The sequence below is a fragment of the Nocardia sp. NPDC052112 genome, assembly GCF_040680135.1.
Taxonomy (GTDB): Bacteria; Actinomycetota; Actinomycetes; order Mycobacteriales; family Mycobacteriaceae; genus Nocardia.
In genome coordinates, this window is sequence record NZ_JBFAWD010000003.1 from 412396 (window position 1) to 429362 (window position 16967).

22 protein-coding genes are annotated in these 16967 nt (G+C 64.9%); 13 read left to right on the forward strand and 9 right to left on the reverse strand.

Annotated features, from left to right (window positions below; translation table 11 throughout):
* Window positions 1–7: 7 nt before the first annotated feature.
* The 4 genes from AB0L58_RS07940 to msrA all read left to right on the forward strand — a co-directional run bounded on the left by AB0L58_RS07940 (window position 8) and on the right by msrA (window position 1555).
* Complete coding sequence (locus AB0L58_RS07940; RefSeq protein ID WP_364382923.1) at window positions 8–145, forward strand: hypothetical protein; 138 nt, start codon at window positions 8–10, stop codon at window positions 143–145.
* Entirely contained in the window at window positions 126–518 is a 393-nt protein-coding gene (locus tag AB0L58_RS07945) for a hypothetical protein (RefSeq protein WP_364382926.1), read from the forward strand. The genes AB0L58_RS07940 and AB0L58_RS07945 overlap by 20 nt, the downstream gene beginning before the upstream one ends.
* Before the next feature lie 69 nt (window positions 519–587).
* Window positions 588–1043 carry a peptide-methionine (R)-S-oxide reductase MsrB gene (gene msrB / locus AB0L58_RS07950; protein ID WP_364382928.1) on the forward strand — a complete coding sequence of 152 codons (456 nt, stop codon included), beginning with the start codon at window positions 588–590 and terminating at the stop codon, window positions 1041–1043.
* Window positions 1040–1555, forward strand: coding sequence for a peptide-methionine (S)-S-oxide reductase MsrA (gene msrA, locus AB0L58_RS07955; RefSeq protein ID WP_364382931.1), 516 nt, complete (start codon window positions 1040–1042; stop codon window positions 1553–1555). Before msrB ends, msrA begins: the two co-directional genes overlap by 4 nt.
* Window positions 1556–1703: 148 nt before the next feature.
* Here msrA and AB0L58_RS07960 read toward each other — a convergent pair whose 3' ends face one another.
* The 3 genes from AB0L58_RS07960 to AB0L58_RS07970 all read right to left on the reverse strand — a co-directional run bounded on the left by AB0L58_RS07960 (window position 1704) and on the right by AB0L58_RS07970 (window position 3372).
* Window positions 1704–2129, reverse strand: a complete 426-nt coding sequence (locus AB0L58_RS07960; RefSeq protein ID WP_364382934.1) for a hypothetical protein — start codon at window positions 2127–2129, stop codon at window positions 1704–1706.
* A gap of 78 nt (window positions 2130–2207) precedes the next feature.
* On the reverse strand, window positions 2208–2765 hold the full coding sequence (locus AB0L58_RS07965) for a hypothetical protein (RefSeq protein ID WP_364382937.1): 558 nt from the start codon (window positions 2763–2765) through the stop codon (window positions 2208–2210).
* A 37-nt stretch (window positions 2766–2802) separates the two neighbouring features.
* The gene (locus AB0L58_RS07970) at window positions 2803–3372 is read right to left on the reverse strand and encodes a TetR/AcrR family transcriptional regulator (RefSeq protein WP_364382941.1); all 570 of its coding nucleotides are present in this window, start codon (window positions 3370–3372) and stop codon (window positions 2803–2805) included.
* A 76-nt stretch (window positions 3373–3448) separates the two neighbouring features.
* Here AB0L58_RS07970 and AB0L58_RS07975 point away from each other — a divergent pair, with 76 nt between their 5' ends.
* On the forward strand, window positions 3449–4339 hold the full coding sequence (locus AB0L58_RS07975; RefSeq protein ID WP_364382944.1) for an oxidoreductase: 891 nt from the start codon (window positions 3449–3451) through the stop codon (window positions 4337–4339).
* A 50-nt stretch (window positions 4340–4389) separates the two neighbouring features.
* On the opposite strand, the gene AB0L58_RS07980 is transcribed toward AB0L58_RS07975, so the two are convergent.
* The 3 genes from AB0L58_RS07980 to AB0L58_RS07990 form a co-directional block, all read right to left on the reverse strand.
* The gene (locus AB0L58_RS07980) at window positions 4390–4806 is read right to left on the reverse strand and encodes a DUF6636 domain-containing protein (protein ID WP_364382947.1); all 417 of its coding nucleotides are present in this window, start codon (window positions 4804–4806) and stop codon (window positions 4390–4392) included.
* 157 nt (window positions 4807–4963) lie between these two features.
* Window positions 4964–5395, reverse strand: coding sequence for a heme-binding protein (locus AB0L58_RS07985; protein ID WP_364382949.1), 432 nt, complete (start codon window positions 5393–5395; stop codon window positions 4964–4966).
* A 291-nt stretch (window positions 5396–5686) separates the two neighbouring features.
* Window positions 5687–6496, reverse strand: coding sequence for an alpha/beta hydrolase (locus AB0L58_RS07990; RefSeq protein ID WP_364382952.1), 810 nt, complete (start codon window positions 6494–6496; stop codon window positions 5687–5689).
* Window positions 6497–6808: 312 nt separating this feature from the next.
* Between AB0L58_RS07990 and AB0L58_RS07995 the strand changes: the two genes are divergently transcribed.
* Window positions 6809–7300, forward strand: coding sequence for a hypothetical protein (locus AB0L58_RS07995; protein WP_364382955.1), 492 nt, complete (start codon window positions 6809–6811; stop codon window positions 7298–7300).
* Window positions 7301–7439: 139 nt separating this feature from the next.
* A complete protein-coding gene (locus tag AB0L58_RS08000) occupies window positions 7440–9167 on the forward strand; it encodes a DUF3556 domain-containing protein (RefSeq protein WP_364382958.1) in 1728 nt (575 codons plus the stop codon).
* A gap of 368 nt (window positions 9168–9535) precedes the next feature.
* Here AB0L58_RS08000 and AB0L58_RS08005 read toward each other — a convergent pair whose 3' ends face one another.
* Complete coding sequence (locus tag AB0L58_RS08005) at window positions 9536–9844, reverse strand: hypothetical protein (RefSeq protein ID WP_364382961.1); 309 nt, start codon at window positions 9842–9844, stop codon at window positions 9536–9538.
* A gap of 191 nt (window positions 9845–10035) precedes the next feature.
* Window positions 10036–10827, reverse strand: coding sequence for a transporter substrate-binding domain-containing protein (locus AB0L58_RS08010; protein ID WP_364382964.1), 792 nt, complete (start codon window positions 10825–10827; stop codon window positions 10036–10038).
* A gap of 110 nt (window positions 10828–10937) precedes the next feature.
* On the opposite strand from AB0L58_RS08010, the gene AB0L58_RS08015 reads away from it, so the two are divergent.
* Both AB0L58_RS08015 and AB0L58_RS08020 read left to right on the forward strand, forming a co-directional pair.
* Window positions 10938–11219 carry a YggT family protein gene (locus AB0L58_RS08015; protein WP_364382966.1) on the forward strand — a complete coding sequence of 94 codons (282 nt, stop codon included), beginning with the start codon at window positions 10938–10940 and terminating at the stop codon, window positions 11217–11219.
* Between the two features lie 9 nt (window positions 11220–11228).
* Complete coding sequence (locus AB0L58_RS08020; RefSeq protein WP_364382969.1) at window positions 11229–11987, forward strand: alpha/beta fold hydrolase; 759 nt, start codon at window positions 11229–11231, stop codon at window positions 11985–11987.
* Window positions 11988–12000: 13 nt separating this feature from the next.
* Here AB0L58_RS08020 and AB0L58_RS08025 read toward each other — a convergent pair whose 3' ends face one another.
* Entirely contained in the window at window positions 12001–12591 is a 591-nt protein-coding gene (locus AB0L58_RS08025) for a TetR/AcrR family transcriptional regulator (RefSeq protein ID WP_364382972.1), read from the reverse strand.
* Between the two features lie 124 nt (window positions 12592–12715).
* Here AB0L58_RS08025 and AB0L58_RS08030 point away from each other — a divergent pair, with 124 nt between their 5' ends.
* The 4 genes from AB0L58_RS08030 to AB0L58_RS08045 all read left to right on the forward strand — a co-directional run bounded on the left by AB0L58_RS08030 (window position 12716) and on the right by AB0L58_RS08045 (window position 16962).
* Entirely contained in the window at window positions 12716–13870 is a 1155-nt protein-coding gene (locus AB0L58_RS08030; RefSeq protein WP_364382975.1) for a hypothetical protein, read from the forward strand.
* A 220-nt stretch (window positions 13871–14090) separates the two neighbouring features.
* The gene (locus AB0L58_RS08035; protein WP_364382978.1) at window positions 14091–15512 is read left to right on the forward strand and encodes an amino acid permease; all 1422 of its coding nucleotides are present in this window, start codon (window positions 14091–14093) and stop codon (window positions 15510–15512) included.
* Complete coding sequence (locus AB0L58_RS08040) at window positions 15509–16621, forward strand: alpha-hydroxy acid oxidase (RefSeq protein ID WP_364382981.1); 1113 nt, start codon at window positions 15509–15511, stop codon at window positions 16619–16621. Before AB0L58_RS08035 ends, AB0L58_RS08040 begins: the two co-directional genes overlap by 4 nt.
* Window positions 16618–16962, forward strand: a complete 345-nt coding sequence (locus AB0L58_RS08045; RefSeq protein WP_364382984.1) for a RidA family protein — start codon at window positions 16618–16620, stop codon at window positions 16960–16962. Before AB0L58_RS08040 ends, AB0L58_RS08045 begins: the two co-directional genes overlap by 4 nt.
* The last annotated feature ends 5 nt before the right edge of the window (window positions 16963–16967 follow it).

Here is a 16967-nt window from a genome sequence, read left to right on the forward strand (position 1 = left end):
CACCGGTATGACGACACATACGCTGGAAACCGCCGAGGCCGATATCGGGTACGACGTACACGGGCCGCTGCCCACCGATGGCGGACGCCCACCGCTGGTCATGATCGGCCAACCCATGGATGCCAGTGGGTTCAGCGCAGGGTGAATTCACCGACGACTACTTCGCCCAGCTCGCGGCCGATCCCGCCCTGTTCGGAATGCCGAGCGAGGACGACGGTTCCCGCGACGACCCGCTGCTGTCGGACCGGTCCTGGGCGGTCAGTAGCTATCACCCGGACGTCACCGCGCTGGCCGCCGCACCGACCCGAGTCGTGATCGCCGTCGGCGAGGAGTCCGCGGGCACCTTCACCGCACGCACCTCGGCGGCCGTCGCGGAATTGCTCGGCCGGCAGGCAACCGTATTCCCGAGCCGTCACGGCGGCTTCCTCGGCGGCGAATACGGATATCCGGGCCGGCCCCCGAGGCTTCGCACGCACCCTGCGCGCGGTCCTCGCCGGGCAATAATGACAGAAGTGTGACGCGCTGCTCGGCGGGGACTTTCCGGATCGGACCGCGAGTTATACGTGGGGCCGATATGAGGAGGTCAGGTGGCACAGGAATACAACCGGAACCCCGCCGCGGTGGACGCGCTGTCGCCCGAGCAGTACCACGTCACCCAGGAGAACGGGACCGAGCGGGCGTTCACGGGCGCTTACTGGGACAATCACGAGCCCGGTATCTATGTGGATGTGGTGTCCGGTGAACCGTTGTTCGCCTCGGTCGACAAGTTCGACAGCGGTTCGGGATGGCCGAGTTTCACCAAACCGATCGATGGTGAGAACGTCGTCGAAAAGCGCGACTTCAGTCATCTGATGGTCCGTACCGAGGTGCGTTCGACACACGGTGACAGCCATCTCGGGCATGTGTTCACCGATGGGCCGCGCGCGGCGGGCGGCCTGCGGTACTGCATCAACTCGGCGGCGCTGCGGTTCATCCATCTCGATGACCTCGAGGCGGAAGGCTACGGTCGGTACAAGACCCTGTTCACGAAGGAGGACGCGTGAGTGACACGCGAAAGGCGATTCTGGCGGGCGGATGCTTCTGGGGCATGGAGGATTTGATCCGTAAGCAGCCGGGTGTGATTTCGACACGGGTCGGCTACACCGGCGGACGCAACGATCACCCCACCTATCGCAACCACCCCGGCCATGCCGAGGCCGTCGAGATCATCTACGACCCGGCGAAGACCGACTACCGCGCCCTGCTCGAGTTCTTCTTCCAGATCCACGATCCGACGACGAAGGACCGCCAGGGCAACGACATCGGTACCAGCTACCGTTCGGCGATCTTCTACCTCGACGACGAGCAGAAGCGCGTCGCGCTGGAGACCATCGTCGATGTCGAGGACTCGGGCCTGTGGCCGGGCAAGGTGGTCACCGAGGTGACCCCGGCGAGCGAATTCTGGGAGGCCGAGCCCGAGCATCAGGACTACCTGCTGCGCTATCCGGACGGCTACACCTGCCATTTCCCGCGGCCGGGCTGGAAGCTGCCGAAGCGGCAGACCACCGCGCAGTAGCCCGCGCGCCTTGTGCCGCAATTGGTTGCGGCACAAGGTATTCGACGCGCCGAGCACCTCTTGATACCAGGGGGTGCTCGGCGGACACTCAGGGCGAATTCGTCAGCCGATTCGCGATTCCGTTCGATCGGCTCGGCCCATCGGCGCGCTAGCGGAATTGGGCGGCGGCGAATCCCGTCAGCAAGACGCAGAATCCGCCGATTTCGCCGACGATCAGCGCGACAAGCACCCAACGCGAGGAAGGCGGCGGATTGTGCATCTGGTTGTCGGTATCGCGGCGGATGCCGTGGTTGATGTAGTTGGCAATCGTGATGACGAACATCAGGATCAGCACGGTGGCGGCCGTCGCATCGACCGCGGTGGGCCAGTCGGATAGTTCGACGAAGATCGCGATCATCGCGGTCGCGAACGAATAGAGCAGGGCCGAGCGGTGGGCGATATCGACGTACGGGTGCGCCCGGCCATCGGGGGCGCCGACCATCGCCATCCACTTCCACACTCCGAGGCCGAGTGCCGCCAGGAAGAGCAGGCCGGCGGCCAGCAATACCAGTGCAGTCAGCGTTCCGATGGTCATGCCCGGACACCTTTCACCGACGTTGTCATGTCAAGCGTCGAGTATCTCCGGGCGGGCGGCCATCCGCCACCGGAACGATCATGAACTCCCAGCGAGGGATTCGAGTTCGTCGCGCAATTCCGCGACCTCGGTGGCCAGCTCGTCCCGGAGCTGCTCGCGTTCTCGGAGGCCGGCGCGCAGGTTGTCCACGGTGTCGTTCATCGCCGCCAGCTTCCGGTCGGCACCGAACAGCCGCCACTCGACGACCGCGCGCCGGTCGATCTCCGCGCTGGCGTACATCACCCAGCCCACAACATAATCCAGCCACTCCGGCTGTTTGGGCATGCGCTGGTCGGCATCCCACCCGCGGCGCACCGACGGTTTCGACGACAGCACCCGATCGCCGCTCGGTCCCGTCAGTTGCACCAGATCGAACTTTCCGGCACTCGTCACCACCGCGGTGAGGCGGAAACGCCCGGCGAGGTGCATCCGTAACTCCGCCGCACCCCGGCCATCGGTATCCATCGCACCGAGCCACGGACCTGCCGCCGCATCGATCAGCGCGCCGAGCACCCCGAGTTGCCCGGCACTTCGACGCCCCCGCGTCACCCGCTCACGGAGGTCATCGGGCGTTGCGGACATCTGATCCCAGTGCATGGCGCCTCCGTATCTCGCGTTGTGACTGCCGACAGTTTCACCTGTCGGTCGTGGGTGTGAGGGCGCGGCGCGCCAGGATGAGCCATCGGAGTTGTTCGGCTCGGGGTACGGCGTCGTCGGGTGCGGTGGCCAGCAGCAGGATCACATCGGCGACGGTGATATCCGGATAGAGCGAACCGTCGCGGTGGGCAGCGGCGACGAGTTGTTCGACGGCGACGCGACCGCGCTGCCGGATCTCATGAAGCGCATCGTCGACGAGTCCGGTGACGGCGAATCTGAGCATTCGTTCCTGGCGCATATCGATCACGACGGCCTGCAGCAACGCGACGAGCTCGTCGATCGCCGAACCGGTGCCATCGGCGACACGGGCGAGCGCCGCGTCCAGCGATCGGCCGATCACGGCCGCCAGGTCGGCGACGATGGCGTCGATGAGATCCTTCTTGGTCGGGAAGTGCCGGTAGAGCGTCCCGACCGCAACACCCGCCGCCGCGGCGATCTCGTCCATGCCGATGCCGGGACCACGGTCGATCACGAGGTCGCGGGCGGCGGTGCGGATTGCTTCCTGATTGCGCAGCGCATCGGCACGTCGGGTGGGACGTTCGGTCATCGTTCTCCTTGCCCGAAACATGAACTACTGGTTCACTTTAATTATGAACGCATCGTTCATGTTAGGAGCAACACTGATGAGCAGTTGGACCGACACCGATATTCCAGACCAGAGCGGACGGATCGCCGTGGTCACCGGTGCCAATACCGGACTCGGCTATGCGACGGCTCGGGCGCTGGCCGAACACGGCGCCACCGTCGTGCTGGCCTGCCGCAACACCGATAAGGCCGAAGAAGCCGCCGGTCGGATCCGCAGGCTGGCGCCCGAGGCCGCCATCGATATCACCGAACTCGATCTGGGCTCGCTGGTATCGGTCCGTGACGCGGCCGCGGCGATCCGCGCTCGCTACGACCGGATCGACCTGCTGATCAACAATGCCGGAGTGACCGGACTGACCGGCACCACGGCCGATGGCTTCGAAATCCACTGGGGCATCAATCATCTCGGCCACTTCGCGCTGACCGGGCTGCTACTGGACCGGATCATCGCGGCACCGGCCGGACGTATCGTCACGGTCAGCAGCATCGGGCATCGGTTCGGCCGGATCGATGCCGACGACCCGGTCGCGCCGACCGGAAATGCCTACGCCGTATCCAAACTCGCCAATCTTCTGTTCACCTATGAGCTCGACCGCCGCCTCACCGATACGCGCGCGATATCGGTGGCCGCGCATCCCGGCGGCGCGAGTACCGAGATCTTCCGCTACTCCCCCGCAGGCTTCCGGTTGCCGAATCTCGCCATCGCCCGGCTGTTCGGCCGCACACCCGCCATGGGCGCACTACCCACCCTCCGCGCCGCCACCGCCCCGGATGTCAGGGGCGGCGAATACTACGGCCCCGCAGGGCTATTCGAGATCCGGGGCTATCCCGTGCGAGTCGAATCCAGTGCACGGTCGCATGATGTCCGGCGACAGGCGCGGCTGTGGGAAGTGTCCGAGGAATCGACCGGTGTCCACTACAGGTTTTGACGAGGAACGGGACCGGGTGCGCGATTCGGTCCCGTCCCGTCACCACTCGGTCAACCCAGGTGATAGCCCTCCCGCGCGAGCGAGAACCAGTGTCCGGTACGGGTATTCGCGCACCTCGTACCGGAAGTCGAGCTCTCGCAGAGCACTTCGCCGGATCGGAACGACTGACCGTAGTCGAGGATCGGCAAGCTGTTGTCCCGGATCGTGTCACCGTGGCAGGTGAACCGCGCCGGATCGCCCTGGAACAGCACGATGCGGTCGCCGTAGGCCTGATAGCAGTTATCCGGCTTGGCCGGTGCCGCATACGAATGGTCGCCGATCTCGCAGACCGCACCCTTATCGGCGACCACACAGGTCATATTCCCGGTCGGCGAACGAAACCCGTTCGACAGATCCGGCTGCTGTGCACCCGCCACCCCGAAGGCCGATATCGACCCGGACACCGCCGCCAGAGCCGCAATCCACACCCGATTCATCATCCGGACAACCCCCAATTCAGGATCCGATGCGGCAGGCCACGCCCGCCGGTCGACACCGGACCACACAGAGAAGTTCGCGGATTGATCAATAAGCGCATCAGCGGGCATGCCCCTGGTTCCCTGGGGACCGGTCACAAGTCGATAGTCAGCCCGCGCCCCGTGCCTGCCACCGCTGCACCGCCGTTTGCACGGCGGCTTCGTCTTCGACAGCATGGGCGCCGGATGCGCCTGCGGCACCCAGGATCAACTCACCGTCGGTGATCAGAACACCACCTGCCCACGGGACGAAGTCGCCGCCGTAGAGATGCTGGATGCTGTCCACAATTCCCCCGGGCAGGTCGATCAGACCCGAAGGCCGCAGCGCAAGCAATGCGGTACGCGCCTTGGCCACCGCAATTCGGCTGGTCATCGGCATACCGCCATCGCCACGCCGCAGGGCGATCACCTCTCCGGCGACATCGAGAACGGCAACTGCCAGCGGCGGAAACCCCCGCTCCGCACCGACCGCCAGCGCGGTTTGTACCAACCAATCCGCATCGGCCAACTTCAGCCCGGGAAGTCGCGCAGTACCAGCCACGAACAAGAAACTAGCGACAACGGCCCCGGCCGTCAAAGCAGCTACCCGCCACAAGCGACATTTCACTGATCGAGCAGACCCGGATTCGGCCGAGGGCGGCGTTCATACGCGCAGCTGTGTATGCAGCTTCTGTCGGCAAGGTAGGGGTATCCGGGAGAACCATTGCCACGCTGGGAGATCGCGGTCTATGACGTGCCGATGGTGCACCCACGCGATGCGCGTGACGGCCAGCGCGACCTGAGCCGAGGCACCTCGACCTTGTCGAGAACGTGGGCGATCGACCCGTGGCGCTCACCGTCGAGTAGTCCCCGGATCCGGCGAGGCTGGTGTGCTGGTGCGGGCCAGGATTGTGCGTAGAACCAACTCCGGGTCGTCGATCATCGGGACGTGTCCGACGCCGGGGAGAACCTCGAACGTGACACCCGGCAGGCGCTGCTGGGCGATCGCGCCATTGACCGCTACCGGAAAAATGCGGTCGGCCTGCGACCAGGCCACGGTGATCGGGCAAGGTAGTCGCTCGAAATCCGCGATCGCATCGCGGGTGTTCAACAGATCGTCGGTGACCGTGCAGCCGAGCAGATCGGCGACGATACCTGCGGCCGCCGATGACTCGAGGCGATCACCGTGTTCGGCGATGACCCGTAAGGCCAACCGTCGAACCATAGTTGATCGCAACGTCAGCGGCGCGAGCGGCTTGGTCAGACGCGCGAAGGTGACGTTGCGCGCGATGGTGGCCGAGGAATCGGCGTGTCCGGTTCCGCCGGCATCCCAGAATCCGGCCGGTGAGAGCGCACAGACGGTGCGTGCGCGGCCCCGGCGCGCCAACTCGACGGCGGTCCACCCGCCGAGCGAGTTACCGACCAGATGTGCTGTCGCCCAGCCATTCTCATCGAGCAGTCGTTCGACCTCGTCGACAAAGTCGGTGATCCGCACCGGACGCCGCGACACCGCCGCCCCGCCCCGATGCCCCAGCGCGGTCGGCGCGAGCACCTGGTACCGGGCGGACAGCCGCGGAATCAATGGATCCCACACCCGCCCCGACATCGCTACACCGTGCAACAGCACCAGCGGTTCATCGGACGCGTCCGCATCGGCGTTCATGGCCTGTCTCCTCATCTCTTCGGAACAGGTCTACCGCAACGGGCCCGGCGCGCGCCGAGCGGCCGGACTCAATCGTGCGGTAGCGATGAAAACCCCCAGCGTTACCGGCGGTAGCTGCGGTGTGCACGAGCGCTCACGAGAACGCCCAGCTCGGTGGGATGCCACCACGTTCGATCCGTGCAACTTCCGTCAACCCCACTCGTCGAGGATCGTGACGAGTTATTGTTCTTTTCCTTGGGGCGCTCCATATTTCATGCTTGTCATAGTTGGTGGGAGGGATGTTCGAGCATGCTGGGCACTGCAATCTCTGCGTTGGCCGTGCTGTTGGGAGTCGTGCTCGGAGGGTGGCTGACGATCCGCAATCAAGAACGCCAGTGGCACCGTGACCACGAGCGTGAGTGGCGAGATATCAGGCTGTCGACGTACAACGAGTTCGCCTCGGCTTACCGGCAGTATGTCGCTTTCGCAGTCGAACCGAGCGCACTCATCTCCGCTGTTCCGCATCCTCAGGCACCCGGTGAACTCATGCCATTCTTCGACGAAGCCGGACGACCGTACAAGGAGAAACTTGAATCCACCTGGATCGCCTTGCGGATCGTGTGTCAGTCGGAGCAGACGGTTGGGACCGGCCTGCAAATACTCACTGCCGCACGCCAAGTCGCTGCAGCGCGGGCGAACCACGGTGCAAGCGATATTCCAGCGGAGCTCTTCCAGCAATTGTGGGCCGCGCAAGATGCGTTCATCGCCGCCGCTCGCGTGGAACTCGGGGTGGCGGAACTGCGCCGACTCGACGGGGTCGAGTGACTCCAGTGCCGATGCGGCTTCGTCTCGGGCGTCGGGACCGGTGATTGACAGCACATGGTCGAGCTGTCAACGTATCGGAGCACATCGGGGTCCGTGATTCGGCTTGGTGCTCCGGTGTCGGCGAATCGGAGAGTGCTTTATGGGGTTTCTCGAACCCGACCTGCCCGTGGTCGATATGGCGGAGTGGAGCAAGGGCACTCGCAGTGAGCGGATCCGGCCGATGGCGCGGCATTGGGCCGAGGTGGGATTCGGAACGCCGGTCGTGCTGCATTTGTTCTATGTCGGCAAGGTGTGTCTCTATATCCTCGGTGGCTGGCTGATCGCGTTGTGCACCAAGGGGATCGATGGATTCGCGGATGTCGATGCGTGGTGGTCGGAGCCGATCGTCTTCGAAAAGGTCGTGCTGTACACGCTCCTGTTCGAGGTGATCGGGCTCGGGTGTGGGTTCGGTCCGTTGAACAACAGATTCTTTCCGCCCATGGGGTCGATTCTGTATTGGTTGCGGCCCAGCACCATTCGGCTGCCACCATGGCCCGCCGTCGTTCCGCTGACCAAGGGCACCGGCCGATCGACGGTGGATGTCGCGCTGTACGCGGCGTTATTGGTGATGACCGCAGTCGCGTTGCTATCCGATGGAACCGGTGCGGTGCCGGAGTTGGATACGACGATCGGTCTGCTTCCGGTCTGGCAGATCGCGGTGATACTCGGCCTGCTGGCGCTGATCGGGTTGCGCGACAAGGTGATATTCCTGGCGGCACGCGGCGAGGTCTATGCCACGCTCACGGTCACCTTCCTCTTCGCCGCCGATATGATCGTCGCCGCGAAGCTGGTCTTCGTGGTGATCTGGATGGGTGCGGCGACATCGAAGCTGAACAAACACTTTCCGTTCGTGGTTTCCACGATGATGTCCAATAGCCCGGTCTTCCGGCTAAAATCGCTCAAGCGCAAGTTCTTCGAGAACTTTCCCGACGATCTCCGGCCGGGTCGGCTGTCCCGTATATTCGCTCACGGCGGCACTGTCGTCGAGATGTGCATTCCGTTGGTGCTGCTCTTCTCGCACGGCGGCTGGCTGACGGCGGCCGCCGCATTCGTGATGGTCTGTTTCCATCTCGCGATCCTGACCGCCATTCCGATGGGTGTCCCGCTGGAGTGGAACGTCTTCATGATCTTCGGTGTGTTCGCACTATTCGTCGCGCATGCCGATCTCGGCCTCGTCGATCTGCACCACCCCGGGCCGGTGGCGCTGCTGATCGTGGTCATCGCGGGCATCGTGATCGCCGGAAACCTTTTCCCGCACCAGATTTCGTTCCTGCCGGGCATGCGCTACTACGCGGGCAACTGGGACACCACGATGTGGTGCATCAAACCCTCCGCCGCCGAAAAGATCGGCCGCGGCATCGTCGCGATCGCCAGCATGCCGCAGGCTCAACTGGAACGGTTCTACGGCAAGGACCGAGCCCAGATCCCGATCTTCATGGGATATGCCTTCCGCGCCATGAACACCCACGGCCGCGCCCTGTTCACCCTCGTGCACCGAGCCATGCCATCCGGTCACGAGGACGAATACACCATCACCGACGGCGAACGCATCTGTAGCACCGCCCTCGGCTGGAATTTCGGCGACGGCCATATGCACAACGAACAACTCATCACCGCGATGCAAGAGCGCTGCCACTTCGAACCCGGCGAAGTCCGTGTGGTCCTCCTGGACGCCCAACCCATCCACAGACAAACTCAGTCGTATCGCCTAGTCGACGCGGCTACCGGCGAATTCGAACGCGGCACCGTAAATGTCGCCGACATGGTCACCCGCCAACCGTGGGCCGACGACGTTCCCGTACACGTCACCCACACCAAACGCGACTGATCGAAGAAGTCCGTTGCGGGGCGATCGAGGCAAGCCGGCTCGAAGATCCACGTACTCTCCAATACCCGGAAACGCCGCTGCCGGTGGGGTTTCAGCGGCCACCACCGACGCCGGAGCGCTGAAATCCTTGGTGAATTGCTTGGGGCGCTAGACCTTCCCGCCGAGCAAGCCAGCCGTCGCGCCCACACCTATCAGAACTATTTTCGAGCAGGTATCCATCAGACTTTTTGCTTGGTCGGTCGGATTGGTCAGCGCCAAGACCAGCACGACATCAGTTATGAACACGATGAACGTGAAACCCAAGACGCACAGGAAAACCAGCTTGAAATGCGAAGAGACCGCGGTAACCCGGGGCTGTCGTGGCGTCGTCATGCGGGGGCCTGGTTCTCGTCGTCGTTCGTGTGGTCGACCTGCTCACCTGGCATATCGGAATGCTGGGACTCGATGTGCTCGTGCTCCAGCGCTTCGATCACCTTGCTGACGTCTGTGGCGGAGACTTCATAGACAGTGGTGCTACCACCGACCGAAACCACGACAGAGGATTGCCGCGGGTGTCGGAAGATGTCACCGATAATGGCCCGCACGCGGCCCGACGCGAGCGCCGAGACCACCGCACCGAATAGTGCGCCGACTACCGGGACGCCAGTTGTGGCAAGTACATCCAGCTGCATGGTCACTACTGGCCTCTCGCTCTCCGGGAGCCGATGTCGCAGTGCACGATCTCAGACATATGGTCGCACTACGATTGAGGTGACGGGGCCGAATTGCTACGCCACCTCTGCCCGTTTCAACCGAGCGCCAGCACGGCCATGAGGATTCGGCGGGTGCGCTGCACCGCGGCGAACGCATCCCGGCGATGCCGAGCGAGTCAGCCGATCCAGTCGGCAAGCAGCTGATCGCTTCTGCCGGTGCGGATTTCGGATTCGAGCCAGGTGTTGACGACCGTGTTGAAGAGAGTGTCGCCCTTGGGCAGGAGGTAGGCCTTGGGGGCGGAGTCGAAGGGGGTGTCGGGGTGTAGGACCTCGAGGGTGGGGTGGGTGCGTTGGCGGTAGCGGCCTTCGACCGAGTCGGTGACGAAGACGTCGGCGTTGTCTTGTTCGAGCTGGTCGTAGATGGTGAGGTTATCGGGCCAGATGGTGAGTTGGGCCTCGGGGAAGTTGGCGCGGGCGAAGGCCTCGTTGGTGCCGCCGCGATTGACGATGACGCGGACCTCGGAGCGGTTGATCTGGTCGACGGTGGCGTAGTCGGCGGCGTCGGCGCGGCGGACGACGGGAGTTTTGCCGTCGATCGAGGTGGGAATGGAGAAATCGGCGACGACGCGTCGGGTCGGAGTGTCGGAAATGCCGCCGACAGCGATATCGCAGCGGGCGAGGAAGTCATCGGTGAGCGTGGACCAGGTGGTCGGAATCCATTGCGGGACAACATGTAAAGCCGCAGCGAGGTCGGTGGCGAGGGTGATGTCGACGCCACGGTAGGCGCCATCTTCTTCGCGCAGCGTGTAGGGCGGATAGTCGCCGGTAGTGCACACCCGCAGCACGCCGGACTGCTGCACGGTGATCAGGTGGGAGGCATCCTGTGCGGTCGCGACGGGCCCGGCGGCGACCAGCCAGCTCAGGGTCGTCAGGACGGCTATCGGCAGGTATCGGAGCGGTCGGCGCATCGGGACAGGCTAACCGACCTGATAGTCGGCTGAGAACCCGGCGAATGGGACACTTCCCAGCCGGTGTCGACCGTTGATACTGGTAGTTGCCACCCACGAAGGAGTTCGACATGGGCCTTATCGGCACGTTGCTCGGGATAGCCCTGACGGTATTCATCCTGCTGCTACTCGCCCGGCTGGTACTCGATTGGGTGGGGGTACTCGCCGATGGCAGCCACCCCCAGTGGGTGAATCGCGCCCGCGACCTGAGCCACTCCGCGACCGAACCGGTGATCGCACCGGTGCGCAAATACCTGCAACCGGTCCGGCTGGGCGGGCTCTCCATCGATCTGGCGTTCACCGTCGTCTTCATCGTCGCGCTGGTCCTGCGGCAGATCTTCTTCAGCCTGTAAGCGGGTCCGATGGACCCCATCGCCTACGGACCGCACCGCGATCAGGTGGCAGACCTCTACCTGCCCGCCGCCGATGGTCCGGTACCGCTGGTCGTGGTGCTGCACGGTGGATTCTGGCGCGCGGAATTCGACCGTGCGCATGCCCAGCCGGAGGCGCGAGCATTGGCGACACTGGGCTACGCGGTCGCGAACCTCGAGTATCGCCGGGTCGGTGCCGGCGGCGGTTGGCCGACCACCTTCGACGATGTCGCGCGGGCACTCGACCTGCTGCCCGGATTGATCGAGGACACCCGGGCGGGCCGCATCGACCCGGACCGCATCCTCTACCTCGGACATTCCGCCGGCGGACATCTCGCCCTGTGGGCGGCGGCGCGGCATCGGCTGCCGAGCGAAAGCGCCTGGCGCACCGAGTCGGCGCCGCGAGTGGCCGGTGTCGTGGCCTTGGCTCCGGCGGCGAATCTCGTCGATGCCTACCATCGCGGCAACGGCAATGGCGCGGTCGCCGAACTACTCGGCGGCGGGCCGCAGGAGTTTCCCGAGCGCTACGCCGCCACCGACCCGTCGGCGCTCGACACCACCGACATCCCCACCGTTGTCGTACACGGCGATCGGGACCAACGCCTGCCGATCGAAATGGCGCGCGCGTACTGCGCGAAATCCGGCGCCGAACTCGTCGAGTTGCCGAGCATCGGACATTTCGAACTCATCGATCCCGTTTCCACCGCATGGCCTTTCGTCGTGCGGTCGCTCCGGCGGTGCCTCGACTGACCGATCGATGGACTCACAGCCGGATACCGAGCGCCCCCGCAGCCGCATCGGTGAGCTGATCGGTCACCCGCGCGGCTGACCAATGCTGAAAGACCGTGAGGTCGTAGACAACTCGCTCATCGAAGATCGTGATCCACAGCAGGACCGCGTAGGTCGGGTCGGGCTGAATCGTTTTACCTTGGCGGACAAGGGCTTCCAGTACATCGGCCAGGATGTTGTGCAGCGCCGTGATGGATTCGTCCCCGGCGGCGAGCCGTTCGATGAAGCCCTTGTGGCTGCGGATATGACGAACCGCGGGTCCCCACTGCCGCGCCTGGTCCACCCAGGTGCGACAGAACCGATGGAACCGCTCGACCGGATCCAGCGCGGGATCGATGGCGGCGAAGGCCTCGAGGAGTTGTTCGATCGCGCGCCGATGGAATGCCTGCATGGCATCCTGGGGCGCCGCGAAATGCCGATACGCCGTCGCGACGCCGACACCCGCCTCCGCCGCGAGTTCGGGAATCGAAAAACCGATCCGGCCCTCGTCGAGCAGGCTACCGACCGCGTCGACCAGCACTGATCGGCTGCGCTGCGCATCGCTGCGGGTATTCACGGTTGGCACGTCTCCATCCTGCCCGGTGGTCGGACCCGAGCGACAGCACACCCGATCGGAACGCACGAGTAGAGAAGATCTTCTCAGTTCGTTACCCTATTAATTGAGAAGATCTCCTCATTTGGGAGGGTGGATGCGAACGACGGCTCCGGGCGTATTGCTCGTGCTGATCATGGCTCAGCCCAATTTGGCGACCGGGATGATGCCGTATTACCGCCATACCTGGGAGTTGGCCCCACTGCTGATCACCGTCATCTTCGCGGCATACCTGTTCGCCCTGACCCCGACGCTCACCTTCATCGGCACACCGCCCGCCCGCCAGGCGTGGTGGTGGCGGATCGGAGTGGGCAGCGTGTGCGGCATCGGCGCGGATATCGCCATGGGCCTAGCCGATTCGGCCGGGCCCGCATGTGCGGCGCGGGTGCTCGCGGGACTGTCGGTCGGCCTGGTCACCGGTTCGCTGGCGGGGCTGATTCTGGAACGCAATGGCGAAGGTGGACGCACCGCAATGGCTACCGCCACCGTACTGGGTTCGGCCCTGGGCACCATCGCCGCCGCGTGGGTCGCCCAATATCTTCCGGCGCCGGGAGTCACCGTCTATGCCGGTCATGCGGTACTGCTCGGCGGCGTCGCGCTCATCGTGTGCACCGACCGATCCCCCGGACACCGGACCGACGCGGCCCGCACGACGCGACCGAAGTCGAACGAGCCTCCAATAGCGGGATACCTCAACGGAATTGCCGCCTGGGTGTCCGCGGGCCTCGTCGTCGCGCTGTTACCGAGTTACGGTGCCGAATTGCTGGGCACCACCGAGCTGCCGCTGCTGGCCCTACCAGTCGGCTTGTATCTGGTCAGCGCGTGGGTGGTCCAGCGTGCGGTGCCACCGGACACGCTGCCCGGCGAGCCGATTCTGGCCCAGCTCACCATTATTGCCGGTGTGGCCATCGCCGCGACGGTGGCGATCGCGCCGAGTCTGCCACTGCTGCTGGCGGGCGCGGTACTCGCCGGGTGTGGCCAGGGCATCGCCTACCGGACCGGCTTGCGCATCGTCAGCGCCGCCACCCCACCCGATCAGCACGCCCGCATCGCCGCGCGCTATGCCGCCGTGGCGTATCTGTGTGCGGCCGTGGCCACCATCGGATTCGGCGTCGTCGCCACCGTAGCCACGATGCGGGACGCCGTCATTGCCGCCGCGGTCGCACTGCTCGGCGTCGCGGCGGCCACCACCATCGTCCGCACGTACACCCACACTCCACAGCCCGAAACGCCAACCGTCACAACCGCATAATCGAAATCGGCTCGAAGATATTCGACAAACCTTTTGCGCAGCGACCCGCTGCGCGATTCGGCGTGCCGAATTGTATTGGTCACCAATCGATTTCACGGATATCGCGAAACAGATACGTTACCTGAGTTCACCGGAACACAAAGGGCCGCTGATTCACTGGATTACAGCCCGACCGAAGCGCACCGGGCTCCGAATATCGAATAGTGAACGGACCGTTGATATGGCCGCACCGACCCAGCTTCGCCGAGCCGCATTCCGCCGATCGATCGGATTCGCATTACAGCGCGACACCGCGACCGACCGAACGCTCAAACGCACACTCGGCCGCTTCGATCTGGTGGCCATGGGTGTGGGCGCCATCGTCGGCGCGGGCATCTTCGTCACCACCGGCGTCGCCGCGGCAACCAAGGCGGGTCCCGCCATCATGCTCTCGTTCGTGCTGGCCGGAGTGATCTGCGTGCTCGTCGCGCTGTGCTACAGCGAACTCGCCGCCATGACACCGATTTCCGGCAGTGCGTACACCTACACCAGGGCGACACTCGGCGAATCGCCCGCATTCCTGGTCGGCTGGAATCTACTGCTGGAATACGCGGTCGCCGGCGCCGCGGTCGCGATCGGCTGGTCCGGACTGTTTACCGCGATGCTGGATTCCCTTTTCGGTGTGACGCTTCCACCAGAAATAACTTCGGGCCCGGCCGACGGTGGTGTCATCAATCTGCCCGCATTGCTCGTCACCGCCGCCATAATCGGCGTGCTGATATTCGACGTCAAACTTACCGCCGCCGTCGTAAAAACACTGGTGGCGGTGACGATCACCGTACTGATGGTGGTGATCGTCATCGGTGCACCACATATCAGCACGACCAATTGGACACCGTTCATGCCGTTCGGCGTCAATGGCATAGCCGCGGGTGCGGCACTGGCATTCTTCGCCTACCTCGGCTTCGATATCGTCGCCACCTCGGCGGAGGAAACCCGCAATCCGGCACGGGATCTGCCGTGGGGCATCATCGGCTCCGTCGTGCTCGCCACCGGCCTGTACGTGGCGGTCAGCGCCGTACTCACCGGCGTCGCCCCCTACCCCACCCTGAACAACGCCGCACCGGTCGCGACGGCGCTCGCGGCGATCGGCGCGGGCTGGATCGGCAAGGTGATCTTGGTGGCGTCGGTGATCGCACTGACCAAGGGCCTGCTGATGCTGTGCTACGGCCAGACTCGGCTGATCTTCGCAATGAGCCGCGACGGATTGCTGCCGCGAGCGCTGTGCCGAACCAGCCATCGGGGTGCGCCGGTACGATTGAGTCTCCTGCTCGGCGCCGGCATCGCCGTGGTCGCGGCGTTGCTGCCGATCGGCACCGTGGCCGAGTTGGTGAATATCGGTGCGCTGTTCGCCTTCGTCGTGGTCGCGCTGGGTGTGGTGATTCTGCGCCGCACCGATCCCGACCGGTCGCGCCCGTTCCGGGTGCCGCTCATGCCACTGGTACCGATCGCGGCCATCGCCGGATGTATCTGGCTCGCGACCACATTCGAAAGTCTGACCTGGGTGCGCTTCGCCGTCTGGAGCGCGCTGGGCGCGGCCGTCTACTTCGGCTACGGCCGCCGTCACTCCCTTGCCCCGACCCAGGAAGGCGCCGCCGCATGACCATGCAACTCGACAGCATGTACCCGACCAGAGTCGATTTCGGGACGCTGGACGAGATCCATCACGCCGCACGCGACGCGCTACCCCGCGAGGTATTCGATTTCGTGGAAGGCGGTGCGGGACAGGAGGTCACGCTGCGTGACAACCGTGCGGCCTTCGGCCACTGGCGGATTCTGCCGGAGCCGATGAGCGGGGTGGCGAATCCATCCACCCGCACCGAACTGCTCGAGATGATGCTCGAAACCCCCATTCTCACGGCACCATTCGGGGGTGATGCGATGTTCCACCCCGACGGACATCTGGCGGTCGCGCGCGCCGCGCAGCGGCACGGCACCGTGTCGATCGTGCCCGAGGCGGGCAGCTACTCCTACGAGCAGGTGAGATCCGCAGCGCCGGATGCCGCCGCGATCGCCCAGTTCCATCCGTTCGCGCACACGCCCGCCGTCGCCGATCGCATTCGCCGGGCCGGATATTCCGCGCTCTGTGTCACGGTCGACTGCCCCATCGGCGGCTACCGCACCCGCAATATGGGCAACCGATTCGATCCGGATATGCGGCATTTCGCAGGGAACCTCACCGGTCGCGATGGCGCGCCGGGTGTCGCGGAGGTCTTCGGGCAGTTGCTCAAACATGGTGCGACAGCCTGGAATTGGCAAGATCTCACCCAGGCGGCGAAGCAGTTCCGGCTGCCGTGGATCGCCAAGGGTGTGCTGACTCCGGAGGCGGCCGAACGCGCCATCGCCGCGGGCGCTTGCGCGATCATCGTCTCCAACCATGGTGGTCGCCAGGTCGATCCGGCGCCTGCCAGCCTGACCGTGCTACCCGGTATCCGGGCCGCGGTCGGCCCGAACCTGCCGATCCTCTTCGACAGCGGAATACGCACCGGCAGCGATATTTTCCTCGCACTGGCGCTCGGCGCGACCGCGGTGGTGATCGGACGATCAGCGCTCTACGGGCTGGCCGCCGCCGGTGCGGCCGGAGTGAGCCGGGTGCTCGAACTGCTCACCGAAGAACTCCGCATACTCATGACCCTGGCGGGCGCGGCAACCATCGACCGGCTCGACGCCACCCGACTGGTTCGCGCGGAACCCTTCGGGGCCGAATCATGAACGTGCCCTTCCCCGCCGCTCGCCGCGGCTCCGGTCTGGTCTTCACCTCCGGAATCGCCGCCATCGACCCGACGACCATGACGCCGACCGCTACCACTTTCACCGCCCAGGTCGAATCCGTCCTGGACCAACTCGACAAAGCGCTCATCGAAGCGGGCAGCTCACGCGCGCGCACACTCAAACTCGACTGCTATCTCGCGGACCGCCAATGGTTTCCGCAGTGGAACGCCGCCTTCGCGGCCTTCTTCGGCGCCGACGCACCGGCCCGCACCACCACCGTCACCACGCTGCCCATCGAGGGGCTGCTCATCGAAATCCAGGCCATCGCCGTCGCCGATTAGCCCGT